This window comes from Vibrio sp. 10N.286.49.E11, from assembly GCF_041469505.1.
GTDB classification, from domain to species: Bacteria; Pseudomonadota; Gammaproteobacteria; order Enterobacterales; family Vibrionaceae; genus Vibrio; species Vibrio crassostreae_C.
In genome coordinates, this window is record NZ_JBFRKQ010000041.1 from 83235 (window position 1) to 98227 (window position 14993).

The window sequence follows — 14993 nt, forward strand, 5'->3', positions numbered from 1 at the left end:
CATATGGAAAAAGTACGCTTTTTAATCAAAGTTAATTATTAAAATTCAATAGCTTAATTATACTCATAGTTAAATCGTGATTACCCCAACATCACATTAACAACCTCAGCTTGCCGCAAACGATTTCCTCTATAGAATGCGTCGCCTTTCCTATCTACAACTTTTAGGTTGACGCACATGGCTTCGCTACTTGGAATTATCACTATTTTAGTTGCCGCTTGGTTACTATCTACGGACAGAAAAAATATTCCACTAAGAACAGTCTCTTTGGCTTTCTTATTACAAATCTCATTCGCGCTGTTGGTTCTGTATGTACCAATGGGTAAAGAAGCGTTGAATGCAGCCACAGGTGCGGTATCTAGCTTGATCAACTACGGTCAAGAGGGGATTAACTTCCTATTTGGTGGCCTAACGAATAACGGATTTGTTTTCGCGATTAACGTTCTAGGCATCATTATCTTTTTCTCTGCACTGATCTCTGGTTTGTACCACATCGGCTTTATGCCAAAGGTGATCAACCTTATCGGTGGCGCACTACAAAAGTTCTTGGGCACAGGTCGTGCGGAGTCACTGTCTGCGACTGCAAACATTTTCGTTGGCATGATTGAAGCTCCATTGGTGGTTAAGCCTTACTTGAAGCACATGACGGATTCACAACTGTTTGCTGTGATGGTGTGTGGTTTGGCTTCTGTCGCTGGTGGTACGCTAGTGGGTTACGCATCGCTTGGCGTTGATCTAAATTACCTGATCGCAGCTGCATTTATGTCTGCACCAGCCGGTCTATTGATGGCTAAAATCTTAGTACCTGGCAGCCCAGATGACGCTCAAGAAAATATTGAGTCTGATGTAGAAATTCCACGAGCAACAAACGTAGTTGAGGCAATGGCAGATGGGGCTATGTCTGGACTTCGTATTGCCGTTGCGGTGGGTGCAACACTTCTTGCCTTTATCAGTGTGATTGCAATGCTGAATGGCTTGCTAGGTATCGTTGGCGGCTGGTTTGGCGTAAACCTAAGCTTCGAACTTATCCTAGGTTATGTGTTTGCACCCGTTGCATGGCTGATCGGTGTACCGTGGTCTGAGGCTGTCGTTGCGGGCTCATTGATAGGTAACAAGATTGTCGTGAACGAGTTCGTGGCTTTCATCCAACTAATGGACGCTAAAGAGGCACTAAGTGAGCACTCACAAGCGATCGTAACTTTTGCTCTATGTGGCTTTGCTAACATCTCTACCATGGCGATTCTTATCGGTGGTTTGGGTAGCTTAGTTCCAGAGCGTCGCTCTTTCATCTCACAATATGGCTTCAAAGCAATTTGTGCAGGTGTGTTTGCTAACTTAATGAGTGCCGCTATTGCTGGTGTCGTGCTTTCTCTATAGCTAACTGATCATGACTTTACTCCCCCTATAGTAAAGTGACTGATTAATCACAATAATATTCGGTTAGCGTGAAAAAGAGAGCCTATAGTGTAAGAACGTAGGCTTTCTTATTTCATTGAATAGTTTGTACCACAGGGTGTGGTGCAAACTTTTTAGGGGCACAAATGGATTTGTCGATTACTTCTTCTTTGGCGTTAATTGGACTCTTGTCTTTAGCTTGTCAACTGCTCGGTTGGCGTTTACGTCTTCCCGCTATTCTTCCTCTCCTTATCGTCGGCCTGTTGCTAGGTCCCGGCCTGAATATCTTAAATCCCGATGCCATTTTCGGTGATGTGCTGTTTCCTATGATTTCATTAGGGGTTGCCATCATCCTGTTTGAAGGGGCATTGACCCTAAATTTCAAAGAAATCAGAGGCCATGGCCGGATGGTGACTCATCTCGTGAGCTTCGGCATGTTGATAACATGGGCGTGTATCGTAGTGGGTGCTTACTACTTTGTGGACTTCAGTTGGCCGTTAGCCGCTCTATTTGGGGCATTAGTCGTGGTAACTGGTCCTACGGTAATCGTACCCATGCTTCGCAGTATTCAGCCTAAATCTTCCTTAGGCAGTATCTTGCGATGGGAAGGGATAGTGATTGATCCGATTGGGGCTCTGTTTGCGGTTCTCGTCTACGAGTACATTGTTTCTTCTGCCGACCCTACCGGACACGTTCTGTCAGCTCTGGGCCTGACGTTAGTCATAGGTTTAGGCTTAGGGATCATCGGTGGCCATTTGATTGCTAAGATGCTGAAAGGGCATTGGGTTCCACACTATTTGCGTAATGTGGCTGTGCTGACGTTAATGCTTGCAGCATTTTCATTCTCGAATGACTTGAGTGAAGAGTCTGGTTTATTAACCGTGACCATCATGGGGATCTGGCTTGCCAACGTGAAGGGCTTGGATATCGAAGACATCATCGAATTCAAAGAGACCTTAACCGTGTTACTCATTTCTGCGTTGTTTATTCTATTAGCGAGCAGGCTCGACTCCGGAACCTTCCTCTCGATAGGTTGGGGTGGGGTTGGCTTGTTAGCGGTAGTGATGCTGGTGGCGCGTCCTTTGAGTGTGTGGATCAGCGGGATCGGCACGGATCTTACCTCTGCGGATAAGTGGTTTTTGAGCTGGATGGCACCGCGCGGGATCGTTGCAGCCGCGGTTTCTTCTCTGTTTGCAATCAAGCTTCAAGAAAAACAATTAATTGAAGGCGCAGACCTTCTGGTGCCAATGGTGTTCTTGGTCATCATCGGTACGGTTGTGATTCAGAGCCTTACCGCGAGTTGGTGGGCGAGAAGGCTAGGTGTGACTCAAGAGAAGGCACAAGGCGTTATCTTCTTTGGTGCGACTCAGTTTTCACGCCAGTTTGCCAAAGTGTTGGCGACACACAACATCAACAGTGTGCTTGCCGATACCAACTGGGAAAGCATTCGCTTAGCGCGCATGGAAAACTTGAATGTTTATTTTGGTAACCCGGCTTCGAGCCACGCTGAAAATAATCTGGAATTGGATGGAATAGGGCGTGCGATGATCGTGTCGCCTTATCGTCAAACCAACCCGTTAGTTAGTATGCACTATCAAGACGAGTTTGGTGAGAATAAGGTGTTTGAGCTTGAATCCTCAGAGAATAAACATGAAAGGCATCAAGTGAGCCGCGATGGCAATAGAAGCTTGTTTTCGGAAGGGATTACCTATTCTAAGCTTAACTCACTGATGGCTCAGGGTAGCCAAATTAAAAGTACAGGTTTGACCGAGGCATTTGATTTAAACGAGTTTAACGCTCTGTACCCTAAAGCCATTCCTCTTGGGGTGATTACTGGCGGTGATTTCCGTTTAATTACACAAGGGTCTGAGTTGGAAAAACTCATATCAACGGAGTGTGAGCTTATTAGTTTATTACCGCCTTCTGAACAGACGGAAAAAGTTGAGACTCCAGATAAGTAGCAACGAGCACCTCATCAAAAGCGAGTCGCCTTGTTTCAAAAACGAATAGCTAAGTACCAAAGCATCAAAAAAGCCGCAACGTTCATCATGTCGCGGCTTTCTCATTCTATTTTTATGCGCAGCGGACTACTTCGAGTGAAATTGCTCGCAAGCGATCATGGTGTTCTCGATTAGGCTCGCCACCGTCATTGGGCCAACACCACCCGGTACTGGTGTGATGAAGCTTGCGCTTTCTTTCGCTACGTCGTATTCAACGTCGCCCACTAGTTTGCCAGATTCTAAACGGTTGATACCAACATCGACCACAACAGCGCCTTTCTTAATCCAAGCGCCAGGAATGAAGTTAGGCTTACCAACGGCAACTACAACAACGTCTGCTTGACGTACGTGGCCTTCAAGGTCTTTGGTGAAGCGGTGACATGTTGTCGTCGTACAACCTGCTAGAAGAAGCTCTAGCGTCATTGGGCGACCTACGATGTTTGATGCGCCAACCACAACCGCGTGTTTACCACGTAAGTCGATGTTGTAACGGTCAAGCAGCGTGATGATGCCTTTTGGCGTACAAGAGCGAAGCTTAGGCATACGCTGAGCCAAACGGCCGACATTGTAAGGGTGGAAGCCATCAACGTCTTTCTCTGGTGTGATACGCTCAAGAACGTGAGTGCTATCAATGCCAGCTGGTAGAGGCAGTTGAACAAGAATACCGTCGATCTCTGGATCGTCGTTCAGTTGGTCTACCAGTGTTAACAATTCGTCTTCTGTCGCAGTGGCTGGCAAGTCGTAAGATTTAGATACGAAGCCAACTTCTTCACACGCTTTACGCTTACTTCCAACGTAAACCTGAGAAGCAGGGTCTTCACCCACTAAAACAACCGCTAGGCCCGGAGCGCGTAATCCAGCTTCAGTACGAGCTTTTACACGTGCAGCAACTTCGGAGCGAACCGTTTGAGAAATTAGCTTTCCATCAATATTTTGAGCAGTCATGAATTTCCTTAGTATTGATATTCAAGTTAGTGGCTGATGTTTTTGGCGCATTATTCCAGAAAATCTTTTTGATTACCATCAAGCAAACGTTTGCTTTGGTCTATTTTCCAACACTTATATGTTTGTTGGCCTTTTTTTACCCACTTAGATCAGAATGTTACATAAAGCCGTTGCTTTACTGATTCGAATTCGTATAATTCGTTCCTGTAGCGCGCCCTTAGCTCAGCTGGATAGAGCACCTCCCTTCTAAGGAGGTGGTCGAAGGTTCGAATCCTTCAGGGCGTGCCATTATTTAAAGAAACCCGATAACTCTCCGAGTTGTCGGGTTTTTTGCTTTCCTACCATAATAAAAATACTCTTGTTAAAGCGCCACTCATTTTCCTACGTCATCCATTTCATTCGGCTCATGTAATAGAAAGTTAAAATTGTTCGTTTTTTGGGGTTTACATCATTTGGTAATAAAGCCACTATGAATTCACGAAGAATAGACAAGTAAAGCTATTAGCCAGTCGGTTTAGGAATCAAACCTTCTGCTTAATAGCTGATTTAGAGGAAGTAATGGCAGGAAACAGTATCGGACAACATTTCCGCGTGACCACGTTCGGAGAAAGTCACGGTATCGCACTAGGATGTATCGTAGATGGGTGCCCACCAGGATTAGAAATTACCGAAGCAGACCTTCAAAGAGATTTGGATCGTCGCCGCCCTGGTACTTCTCGTTATACAACGGCTCGCCGTGAAGCGGATGAAGTGAAAATCTTATCAGGTGTATTTGAAGGCCAAACTACGGGCACTTCTATTGGTCTATTGATTGAAAATACAGACCAACGCTCTAAAGACTATTCCGAAATTAAAGACAAGTTCCGCCCTGGACACGCTGACTATACGTACCATCAAAAGTACGGTGTGCGTGATTACCGAGGTGGTGGTCGTTCTTCAGCTCGTGAAACTGCAATGCGTGTAGCGGCAGGTGCAATTGCGAAGAAATACCTAAAACAAGAATTTGGTGTTGAAATCCAAGCTTACCTTTCTCAAATGGGTGATATCTCAATTGATAAAGTGGATTGGAACGAGATTGAAAACAACGCTTTCTTCTGCCCGGATGCCGACAAAGTGCCTGAATTTGACCAACTGATTCGTGACCTGCTAAAAGAAGGCAACTCGATCGGTGCGAAGATTCAAGTGGTTGCGACGAAAGTGCCTGTAGGCCTTGGTGAGCCAATCTTTGATCGTCTAGATGCAGACATCGCGCACGCTCTAATGAGCATCAATGCGGTGAAAGGTGTTGAGATTGGTGATGGCTTTGATGTGGTTAATCAACGCGGTAGTGAACACCGTGACCCATTAACTCCGGAAGGTTTCAGCAGCAACCACGCTGGCGGTATCTTAGGTGGTATTTCTACTGGCCAAGATATTGTGGCAAGCATTGCGCTTAAACCAACCTCAAGCATTACCGTTCCTGGTGACACGATCACTAAAGACGGTGAAGCAACGCAGCTAATCACTAAAGGTCGTCATGATCCATGTGTTGGTATCCGTGCGGTGCCGATCGCAGAAGCAATGTTAGCGATTGTATTGCTTGATCACTTGCTACGTCACCGTGGTCAAAACTTTGGTGTGACAACTGAAACGCCAAAAATCTAATTCTGCTTCGTTTAATTCAGAACAGATTTGAAACTGATTTGATAAAAACAAAAAGGGTTGCTTCGTAATGAAGCAACCCTTTTTCACATTAGCAGGATTATTCGTCCGGTTAGCGACTATCGTCATTAAAGACAGCTAGCAGCTCAAGGCTCTTAATCTATTAATGCACTGAGCTTTCAGGATCAAGCTGGAACGAAGGTAAACGCCACTTGAATCGTACAGCCGCCATACGCAGCAAGTAACCAACCACAAGCGTCACAATCGTCGCGGTTACGTCGTTAATGCCAAGTTCAAGCAAACCTAGGTACAAACCCGAAGCGACAAGGGCGACAGATGCATACAGCTCTTCATGCAGAACCAATGGTGTTTGACGGCAGATAAGATCGCGCAACAGGCCACCGAACACGCCAGTGACCAAGGCAGACACCATACAGATCATTGGGTGCAGACCCATGGTCATCGCTACTTTGGTACCAATGATACTGAATACGATTAGGCCTAAGGCATCCAAGCGAATAAACAAACCTTTTAGCTTGATAACCCATTTCGCCAACCCGGTTGTAATAACACCTGCTATACAGGTGATGGCCAGATACTGAGGGTTTTCAACCCAACCTAAAGGGTAATGGCCAAGTAAGATATCGCGTACTGTACCGCCGCCAATTGCCGTTGCGCTCGCAACCAACATTACACCAAACCAATCCATTTTTTGTTTGCCTGCACTGAGAGCGCCGGTCATGGCTTCTGCCGTGATGCCAATGATATACAAAACACTTAGTAGCATTGCTGTAGCTCTATAATTTAGGTCTATAAACTCGAGTCTTATAGGCCTTAGGGATATAAAATGAAGCGCGAGTGTAGTAGTAAAAATGCTTGTTGACGAATGAATATTTGTACCGTGAATGGGCGTTTCAGATTAGCTAAACTAATCATTCACCTTAAAGTGGTGTAATCTGGGAATGGCAATCGATTGTCACTGCAAAGTATAATGGCGAACCCGATGTCATTACGCTTGATAGGGCTTTACCGAGCGCTTAAAAAAAAGCAAAATGCCCCAGTTATTTTTACTTAAATTTGATTTTATGACACACCAATACTCAGACATTATCGATATCTTCAATCAGACCTTTTTTGAAAGCTTTAATACCAAACTAGAGCTAGGGGCTGATGAGCCGATCTATTTGCCTGCTGATGATACTATCCCACACCATCGAATCGTGTTCGCACGTGGCTTTTACGCCTCTGCACTCCATGAGATCGCACACTGGTGCGTTGCTGGGCCTGAGCGTCGTTTACTGGAAGATTTTGGCTATTGGTATGAACCTGACGGTCGAACGGAATCGGTTCAAGCTGAGTTTGAAAAAGTAGAAATTCGCCCACAAGCGTATGAATGGATCATTGCGATGAGCGCAGGCTTTCCTTTTAATGTCAGCTGTGACAATCTACACGGCGATTTTGAGCCAGATCGTTTGGCCTTTATGAATAAAGTACATAGCGAAGTTATGGGTATCTTTGAAGTAGGCTTTCCGCCTCGCGTGAAAATGCTCTCTGAAGCATTACGCAGCTTCTACGATGTAGAACCTTTATGTGCTAGCCAATTTATTGTGAAATAAGAGAATATTATGATTATCGAATTTGAAGAAAAACTACTTGAAGTAATTGATGCTCGCATTGAAAACGCATCAGACGATGAACTGTTTGCTGGTGGTTACTTACGTGGTCATATTTCTCTTTCAGTGGCTTCATGTGAAGAAGAAGGCATTGAAGATGTGGCTGAAGTAAAAGCTCGTATTGAACAGAGCCTAGACGACGCTCGCTCTGAACTAACACCAGCAGACCGCACTATCGTTAATGACCTTTGGGTTGAGCTACAAAACCAAGCTTAATCTCGATGTATTAATACTATCCGCTCAGTCCCTTCCTTTCCCATTTTGCTGAGCGAACTGGTTTATTTGAGACTCGTTCGAAATTTTTGAATGAGTCCGTTCATTTCTTGTGATGGTTACATTTTCTTACTACGTTATTCTAATCCCACTTAACGGAATTACAGAAAGGTCACATCATGAAAGTTATCGCATTTGGCGCAAGCACAAGTTCTACCTCAATCAACAAAACACTAGCAACTTACGCAGCAAACTTGATTGAAGGTGCTGAAGTAAAAGTCCTAGACATCAACGATTACAATGTTCCTATGTTCAGTGAAGACACTGAAAAAGAGATTGGCCAAGCGGAAGGTGCTCAAGCATTCCTACGCGACCTAGCTGAAGCTGATGCGTTTGTTATCTCGTTCGCAGAACACAATGGTCACTACCCAGCAGCGTATAAAAACCTATTTGACTGGGCGACACGTATTGAGCGTTCAGTGTTTGGCGAGAAGCCGGCGGTTTACCTAGCGACTTCACCGGGCCCTGGTGGCGCACAAACGGTACTTGGTGCAGCGACAGGTTCTGCACCTTACTTCGGTGGCAACGTGCAAGCGTCAGTTTCAGTACCAAGCTTCTACGATAACTTTGATTTTGAGTCGGGCTCTATCAGCAACGAAGAGATTGCTCTACAGATTAAAGACGCGGTTGCTAAGCTGTAAATACTGCTCCATTTAGAACATCAGTTTAGATCAACACGAATAACAAAAAGCCCGAGCGACTTAACTTAGTCACGTAGGGCTTTTTAGCTTTTAACTTATTAGTTTCAGATATTCAGAAATTTCAGATGTTCAAAATAGCTGAACTAGAAACTACGGCTTTGATTTAGAATGCTTGTCAGCAACCCATCCAGCCGTTAATGCCTTACCTTTACGCAGTCTGCGTACCCACATTCGACTTGGGTGAATCGCCTCAAGCACATCAACAGGCAAGGGCAGCGGATCGCCACAGATCTGTGATGCTAATACTTCAGCCAATAATGGTGCAGAGCTCAAACCACGTGAACCCAGTCCGATAAAGCAATAAAGGTTAGGGAAGCTTGTTACCGTTTCTACATCCTCAACCGAGTCACGCTGCGGGTTGAAGTTGTGGAGATCTTGGTACTGCTCCTTAATGGCTTCAAAGTCACCAACGTTTCCGACAAACGGAAGGTGGTCACGGCTTACGCTTCGGATACCTTGGCGCGCTAAGTTGTCACTGGTATCGACATCTTTTGTCCATGCTTGGTCTGGTAGTGACCCATGTAGGCGCTCGCCATTGTGCTGCTGAACCTCAATATCAAATTCTTGGTCGATATTGGTTTTGTCGTAGTTCGCACCAATACAGTGATGACCATTGTTGGGGTTCTGTGGCGTCAAATAGCCATCAAAGCACAACACGGTTTTTAGCTGGCTGAGATTTTCCGTGGTCGGAATATGGCTCACTTGGCCTTTAACCGGAGTCAGTGGTACTGGCTGAGTTTGTTCAAACTGAGTGAACTTGTGTCCGTTTGCGACAACTACTTGGTCGTGCTTAGTTTGAATCTCACCTTGAGGTGCCTCAATCGTCAGTAACCATTGTTTTTCAGCTTCGAGCCACTCAAGTTGCGTTACTTGATGTTGATAGTGTGCGCTCACTTGGTTGCTCTCTTCTAGCTTGCCAATCAAGCCTTGAGTCAGTTGAAGAGGGCTTAACCAACCACCCAGTGGAAAGTAAACACTCTCTTTATCGACCGGTAAACCAATCTTTTCGTTGGCTTGCTCTGGCGTTAAGCGCTGGATCAAGTCTGTGTGGAAATTGCCTTCCAACATGCGGTTGAGCTTTTTAGTTGAACCTTCATCCCACATCAAGATATTCACGCCACACCAGTTGTGATCGAAGTTTACTGATAGTGCTGCTTGATTAATAAATTGGCGGGCAAACAATAAGCCCGGACCAAATATTCTTGAAACATTGGATGTCGCTTCACTAAGTAGCGGATAAATGGCACCTTGGTTGTTGCCCGAGGCATTACCCGCAGCTTGTTGGTGTTCACAATAAAGGGTGATGTTTTTACCACGACGGCTTAAGGTTTTTGCAAGTGCAGCACTGGCTACACCACCACCAATAATAGCTATGTCTTGCGAATCATTGTGTTGAGCGAGGCCATACCAAGGTTTGATATTGGTGTGAACGTGCTTTTCGCCAAGTCGGCCTGCAATCATTTCTCGCTTAGTACCAAAGCCTTTGACTTTTTTCATCGCAAAGCCAGCTTCGATTAAACCACGGCGAACAAAACCAGCAGCGGTGAAAGTGGCGCAGCTGCAATCTTGTTTTGCCAGTTTTGCCATGCCGTTGAATAGGTTTTGATTCCACATCTCTGGGTTCTTACTTGGCGCAAAACCGTCTAAGAACCAAGCATCAACCAAACCTTCACGCGGGGTTGGTACGTTGGGCATGCAATCTTTAATATCGCCAAACCACAAATCAAGCGTGATTGCACCGTCGCCCAGCACAATGCGGTGACATTCAGGTAGAGCAATAGGGTAGTGTTCTTGGAGTTGCGTCGCATACTCGGCTAATTCTGGCCACGATTGGTGTGCTTTGATGAGATCCTCTTTATTTAAAGGATATTTTTCAAAACTGATGAAATGTAACTCTTTGGTCATCGCTTGTGGGTTATCTTTAAGAAAAGCATCGAACCATTGCCAAACTGCAAGAAAGTTCAAACCTGTGCCAAAGCCGGTTTCAGCAATCACAAAGCGGCGTTGTTCATGTTCAAGCCAACGCTCTGGAAGGTGGTTTTGCTTTAAAAAGACGTAGCGAGTTTCTTCTAAACCGTTAACATTGGAGAAGTAAACGTCGTCAAATTGGTCTGAAACTGGCGTGCCAGACTCATTCCATTCCAGTTCTGCATTAGTAATTGAAGTCATAAAATCTATCATTTTGTGATTTGAAGCGATATGTTGGTAGGGATTGTACGAATTTCTAGGAAAGCTGACCACTTTTGTTAGGCTTCTTAGTTATCATCTAGCTGAATTTAGAATTATAGGAATGTCACATGAAACGAGTCGTAATCACCGGTATGGGTATTGTTTCAAGTATCGGTAACAACGTCGAAGAAGTTTTAGCATCACTGAAAGAGGGTAAATCTGGTATTACCGCTTCAGAGCAGTTCAAGGAAAATGGCTTGCGCTCTCAAGTATGGGGTAACCTAAAAATGAACCCTGCTGACCATATCGATCGCAAAAAAATGCGCTTTATGGGTGATGCAGCGGCATTCGCTTATCTTTCAATGGAGCAAGCAATTGCTGATTCTGGCTTAACTGAAGATCAAGTATCTAATGACCGCACGGGTATCGTTGCGGGTTCAGGTGGTGCTTCATCTCTAAACCAAGTAAACGCGGTAGACATCATCCGTGAGAAAGGCGTGAAGCGCGTTGGTCCATACATGGTTCCACGTACAATGGCTTCTACGGTTTCTGCTTGTCTAGCAACTCCTTTCAAAATCCGTGGTGTGAACTACTCTATGAGCTCTGCATGTGCGACATCTGCACACTGTATTGGTCACGCAATGGAGCTTATCCAACTTGGTAAGCAAGACGTTGTATTCGCTGGTGGCGGTGAAGAACTGGATTGGTCTCTGACTATGATGTTCGACGCAATGGGCGCACTTTCTACTAAGTACAACGACACGCCAGAGCTGGCTTCTCGTACCTACGATGCAGACCGTGATGGTTTCGTTATCTCTGGTGGCGGCGGCATGTTAGTTATCGAAGAGCTTGAGCACGCTGTTGCTCGTGGCGCAAAAATCTACGGTGAAATCGTAGGCTACGGCGCAACTTCAGATGGCTACGACATGGTTGCTCCTTCTGGTGAAGGTGCGGTTCGTTGTATGAAGATGGCGATGCAAAACGTTGATGGCGTTGATTACGTGAACACTCACGGTACTTCAACTCCAGTTGGCGACGTTAAAGAGCTAGGCGCTATCCAAGAAGTTTTCTCTCAAGGTAATGGCGGTGGCAACAGCCCAGCAATTTCTGCAACTAAAGCGATGACAGGTCACGCTCTAGGTGCTGCTGGCGTACACGAAGCTATTTACTCAACGCTAATGCTAGATAACGGCTTTATCGCTCCAAGCATTAACGTTTCGAACCTAGACGAAGCTGCTGCTGGCCTAGACATCGTAACTGAAGCTCGTGATCAAGAGCTAACTACAGTTATGTCTAACAGTTTTGGTTTCGGCGGTACGAACGCAACGCTAGTAATCAAAAAGTACCAAGCTTAACTTAAGCTTGAGTTACAGAGACAAGGTTAATCGTTAAAGGGTTGCGCTAGTGCCGATTCAACACGCACAGGTCACCCAGTAATAATGACCATCAGAACAAAGTTTTTAGACGCAGGTTGGTAAACGTGTTTTTTGAACATAGTTTTTAAATCTGGGTTTAGAGATTGAAAGGTTTCCAGAGCTTGACCAGTACTGACTTTGGTTAGTACTGGTTGAACAGACGCAAGACTCTGTCTCCTGGAGAGCGAGATAGGATCCTTTTGTTCTGGATGTTTGCCCGATTGTTTATTCAATCGGGCATTTTTCGTTTTAGCCGTTTGATCTTGGGTGTTCACTCTGGTTTCGGTTCTTGTCTGCCAAGGTTAGGTGATTCAGCCCTTTATTTATAATGTATTCCAATTGCTACTCGACACCGTGTGTGGAATTTTGCACAATCATTTCAATTCACATTTAGGTCGATAGACCCCAACAAAAGTACTCGCCAAATGAAAATCTTAATCGACGAAAATATGCCTTACGCTGAAGCGCTTTTTAGCCAGCTAGGGGAAGTGACAATGAAGTCTGGTCGCACATTAACAGCTGACGACCTAGTTGACGTAGACGCATTGATGATTCGCTCTGTTACCAAGGTAAACGAGTCATTGATCAGCAAAGCCAATAAGCTGAAGTTTGTTGGTACTGCGACGGCTGGCATGGATCACGTTGACCAAGAGTTGATGAAAGAGCGTGGCATTTTCTTTACTGCGGCACCTGGTTGTAACAAGGTGGGTGTTGCTGAGTACGCGTTCAGTGCGATGATGGTGCTTGCGCAGCAACAAGGCTTTTCTGTTTTTGATAAAACGGTTGGTATTATCGGCTGTGGTCAAGTGGGCAGTTACTTAGCGAAGTGCCTTGAAGGTATTGGTATCAAAGTTCTGCTGAACGACCCTCTAAAACAGCAAGAGGGTGATACTCGCGAATTTACTGAGTTAGAGACTTTGCTTGAACAATCAGACGTTATTACATTACACACGCCAATCACTAAGACGGGTGAGTATCCAACGCATCACTTGATCAGTGAGCAAGTGCTGAACAACTTACGTGCTGATCAAATCCTGATTAATGCAGCTCGCGGTCCTGTGGTTGATAACCAAGCGCTAAAAGCTCGCCTGCAAAAAGCCGATGGTTTCACTGCAGTGCTTGATGTGTTTGAGTTTGAACCTGAAGTCGACTTTGAGCTTCTTCCGTTACTCGCTTTTGCAACGCCTCACGTAGCGGGCTACGGTTTAGAAGGTAAAGCGCGTGGTACCACGATGATCTTCAACAGTTATTGTGAATTTTTAGGTACTGAACAGCGTGCGTATGCAAGTGACTTATTGCCGACAGCGCCTGTACCTCAAATGAAATTAGATAGAGCTTGGGATGAAGCAACACTGCACAATTTGACTCAGTTGATCTATGATGTGCGCAAAGACGACGCCTTATTCCGTCGCAATATCGCTACGCCGGGTTCTTTTGACAAGATGCGTAAAGAATATTGGGACCGCAGAGAATACAGTGCAGTCGAGTTAACGGGCGACGAATCTTGTAATTTAACGCCGTTATCTAAACTCGGTTTTATGGTAAAGCCAACTTTATAAAAGAGAGAAACAATGAGCCAAGAATTTAATATTGCTATTTTAGGTGCGACTGGTGCGGTTGGTGAAACCATTCTTGAAGTACTTAAAGAGCGTAAATTCCCTGTCGGTGAACTGCACTTACTAGCAAGTGAACGTAGTGAAGGCAAAACTTCCCGTTTTAACGGCAAAACAATACAAGTACAAAACGTAGAAGACTTCGATTGGTCTCAAGTACATATTGCGTTTTTCTCTGCAGGTAGCGAGCTTTCAGAGCGTTGGGCTCCAATTGCGGCTGATGAAGGTGTGGTTGTCATCGATAACACATCACGCTTCCGTTACGAATACGATGTTCCTCTGGTTGTGCCTGAAGTGAACCCTGAAGCGATTGCTGAGTTCCGTAACCGTAACATCATCGCGAACCCTAACTGCTCGACTATCCAAATGGTAGTAGCGCTAAAACCAATTCACGATGAAGTGGGCCTTGAGCGTATTAACGTTTCAACTTACCAATCTGTGTCTGGTGCAGGTAAGCCAGGTATCGATGAGCTAGCGGGTCAAACGGCTAAGCTTCTTAACGGTATGCCAGCTGAAAACTCAGCGTTCTCACAACAAATCGCTTTCAACTGTATTCCTCAAATCGATGAATTTACAGAGAACGGCTACACGCGTGAAGAGATGAAGATGGTTTGGGAAACTCAAAAAATCTTTGCTGACTCTTCAATCACAGTGAACCCGACTTGTGTTCGTGTTCCTGTGTTCTACGGTCACGCAGAATCTCTACACATTGAAACTCGCGCACCAATCGGTGCAGAGCAAGTGGTTCAGCTTCTAGAGAACACAGAAGGTGTTGAAGTATTCCAAGCGCTAGACTTCCCAACTCAAGTTCGTGATGCAGGTGGTAAAGACCACGTAATGGTTGGTCGTATTCGTAACGACATCAGCCATCACAGTGGCGTAAACATGTGGGTTGTCGCTGATAACGTTCGTAAAGGCGCAGCAACAAACGCAGTTCAAATCGCTGAAGTTCTGATTCGCGATTACTTCTAAGCTTTATTGCTTTGATAAAAAAGCCTCACTCTTTAGTGGGGCTTTTTTAATCGATTAAAAATATTGTTAGTCAAATTGTGTGAAATTGCTGCGAATATTGTTGCTGCAACACATTTTTTGTTTTCATCTCTATAGTTTTACGTCATTTATCCGATATATTTAATAGATCATCACTTTTCCGAATTTAAGCACCTAG

General features: G+C 45.1%; 12 protein-coding genes and 1 tRNA gene. 10 read left to right on the forward strand and 3 right to left on the reverse strand.

Annotated elements, in window-relative coordinates; genetic code table 11:
• The first annotated feature begins 177 nt into the window (after positions 1-177).
• Entirely contained in the window at positions 178-1377 is a 1200-nt protein-coding gene (locus AB4167_RS09605) for a NupC/NupG family nucleoside CNT transporter (RefSeq protein WP_017056434.1), read from the forward strand.
• 164 nt (positions 1378-1541) lie between these two features.
• Complete coding sequence (locus AB4167_RS09610; RefSeq protein WP_372136449.1) at positions 1542-3356, forward strand: cation:proton antiporter; 1815 nt, start codon at positions 1542-1544, stop codon at positions 3354-3356.
• Between the two features lie 126 nt (positions 3357-3482).
• On the opposite strand, the gene folD is transcribed toward AB4167_RS09610, so the two are convergent.
• Positions 3483-4340, reverse strand: a complete 858-nt coding sequence (gene folD, locus AB4167_RS09615) for a bifunctional methylenetetrahydrofolate dehydrogenase/methenyltetrahydrofolate cyclohydrolase FolD (RefSeq protein WP_017062367.1) — start codon at positions 4338-4340, stop codon at positions 3483-3485.
• Between the two features lie 211 nt (positions 4341-4551).
• On the opposite strand from folD, the gene AB4167_RS09620 reads away from it, so the two are divergent.
• Positions 4552-4628, forward strand: a tRNA-Arg gene (locus AB4167_RS09620).
• A gap of 270 nt (positions 4629-4898) precedes the next feature.
• Positions 4899-5984 (forward strand): chorismate synthase, encoded by a 1086-nt coding sequence (gene aroC / locus AB4167_RS09625; RefSeq protein ID WP_004734182.1) that lies wholly within the window; start codon positions 4899-4901, stop codon positions 5982-5984.
• Positions 5985-6144: 160 nt separating this feature from the next.
• On the opposite strand, the gene AB4167_RS09630 is transcribed toward aroC, so the two are convergent.
• Positions 6145-6768, reverse strand: coding sequence for a trimeric intracellular cation channel family protein (locus AB4167_RS09630; protein ID WP_004734183.1), 624 nt, complete (start codon positions 6766-6768; stop codon positions 6145-6147).
• A 298-nt stretch (positions 6769-7066) separates the two neighbouring features.
• Here AB4167_RS09630 and AB4167_RS09635 point away from each other — a divergent pair, with 298 nt between their 5' ends.
• The 3 genes from AB4167_RS09635 to AB4167_RS09645 all read left to right on the forward strand — a co-directional run bounded on the left by AB4167_RS09635 (position 7067) and on the right by AB4167_RS09645 (position 8568).
• Entirely contained in the window at positions 7067-7597 is a 531-nt protein-coding gene (locus tag AB4167_RS09635; protein WP_017063424.1) for an elongation factor P hydroxylase, read from the forward strand.
• Between the two features lie 9 nt (positions 7598-7606).
• The gene (locus AB4167_RS09640) at positions 7607-7870 is read left to right on the forward strand and encodes a YfcL family protein (protein ID WP_017063425.1); all 264 of its coding nucleotides are present in this window, start codon (positions 7607-7609) and stop codon (positions 7868-7870) included.
• Positions 7871-8046: 176 nt separating this feature from the next.
• Positions 8047-8568, forward strand: coding sequence for an NADPH-dependent FMN reductase (locus AB4167_RS09645; protein WP_017070306.1), 522 nt, complete (start codon positions 8047-8049; stop codon positions 8566-8568).
• A 150-nt stretch (positions 8569-8718) separates the two neighbouring features.
• Here AB4167_RS09645 and mnmC read toward each other — a convergent pair whose 3' ends face one another.
• Positions 8719-10797 (reverse strand): bifunctional tRNA (5-methylaminomethyl-2-thiouridine)(34)-methyltransferase MnmD/FAD-dependent 5-carboxymethylaminomethyl-2-thiouridine(34) oxidoreductase MnmC, encoded by a 2079-nt coding sequence (mnmC, locus tag AB4167_RS09650; protein ID WP_372136451.1) that lies wholly within the window; start codon positions 10795-10797, stop codon positions 8719-8721.
• 128 nt (positions 10798-10925) lie between these two features.
• Between mnmC and fabB the strand changes: the two genes are divergently transcribed.
• The 3 genes from fabB (at position 10926) to AB4167_RS09665 (ending at position 14797) form a co-directional block, all read left to right on the forward strand.
• A complete protein-coding gene (fabB, locus tag AB4167_RS09655) occupies positions 10926-12152 on the forward strand; it encodes a beta-ketoacyl-ACP synthase I (RefSeq protein ID WP_017070308.1) in 1227 nt (408 codons plus the stop codon).
• 485 nt (positions 12153-12637) lie between these two features.
• Positions 12638-13771, forward strand: coding sequence for a 4-phosphoerythronate dehydrogenase (locus tag AB4167_RS09660; RefSeq protein WP_048615087.1), 1134 nt, complete (start codon positions 12638-12640; stop codon positions 13769-13771).
• A gap of 12 nt (positions 13772-13783) precedes the next feature.
• Positions 13784-14797, forward strand: a complete 1014-nt coding sequence (locus AB4167_RS09665; RefSeq protein ID WP_010436890.1) for an aspartate-semialdehyde dehydrogenase — start codon at positions 13784-13786, stop codon at positions 14795-14797.
• The last annotated feature ends 196 nt before the right edge of the window (positions 14798-14993 follow it).

Coding starts and splice junctions, on each gene's coding strand:
- AB4167_RS09660 (WP_048615087.1), top strand. CDS start 12,638: ATGAAAATCTTAATCGACGAAAATATGCCTTACGCTGAAGCGCTTTTT.
- AB4167_RS09605 (WP_017056434.1), top strand. CDS start 178: ATGGCTTCGCTACTTGGAATTATCACTATTTTAGTTGCCGCTTGGTTA.
- fabB (WP_017070308.1), top strand. CDS start 10,926: ATGAAACGAGTCGTAATCACCGGTATGGGTATTGTTTCAAGTATCGGT.
- AB4167_RS09665 (WP_010436890.1), top strand. CDS start 13,784: ATGAGCCAAGAATTTAATATTGCTATTTTAGGTGCGACTGGTGCGGTT.
- AB4167_RS09610 (WP_372136449.1), top strand. CDS start 1,542: ATGGATTTGTCGATTACTTCTTCTTTGGCGTTAATTGGACTCTTGTCT.
- AB4167_RS09630 (WP_004734183.1), bottom strand. CDS start 6,768: ATGCTACTAAGTGTTTTGTATATCATTGGCATCACGGCAGAAGCCATG.
- AB4167_RS09635 (WP_017063424.1), top strand. CDS start 7,067: ATGACACACCAATACTCAGACATTATCGATATCTTCAATCAGACCTTT.
- AB4167_RS09645 (WP_017070306.1), top strand. CDS start 8,047: ATGAAAGTTATCGCATTTGGCGCAAGCACAAGTTCTACCTCAATCAAC.
- mnmC (WP_372136451.1), bottom strand. CDS start 10,797: ATGACTTCAATTACTAATGCAGAACTGGAATGGAATGAGTCTGGCACG.
- aroC (WP_004734182.1), top strand. CDS start 4,899: ATGGCAGGAAACAGTATCGGACAACATTTCCGCGTGACCACGTTCGGA.
- AB4167_RS09640 (WP_017063425.1), top strand. CDS start 7,607: ATGATTATCGAATTTGAAGAAAAACTACTTGAAGTAATTGATGCTCGC.
- folD (WP_017062367.1), bottom strand. CDS start 4,340: ATGACTGCTCAAAATATTGATGGAAAGCTAATTTCTCAAACGGTTCGC.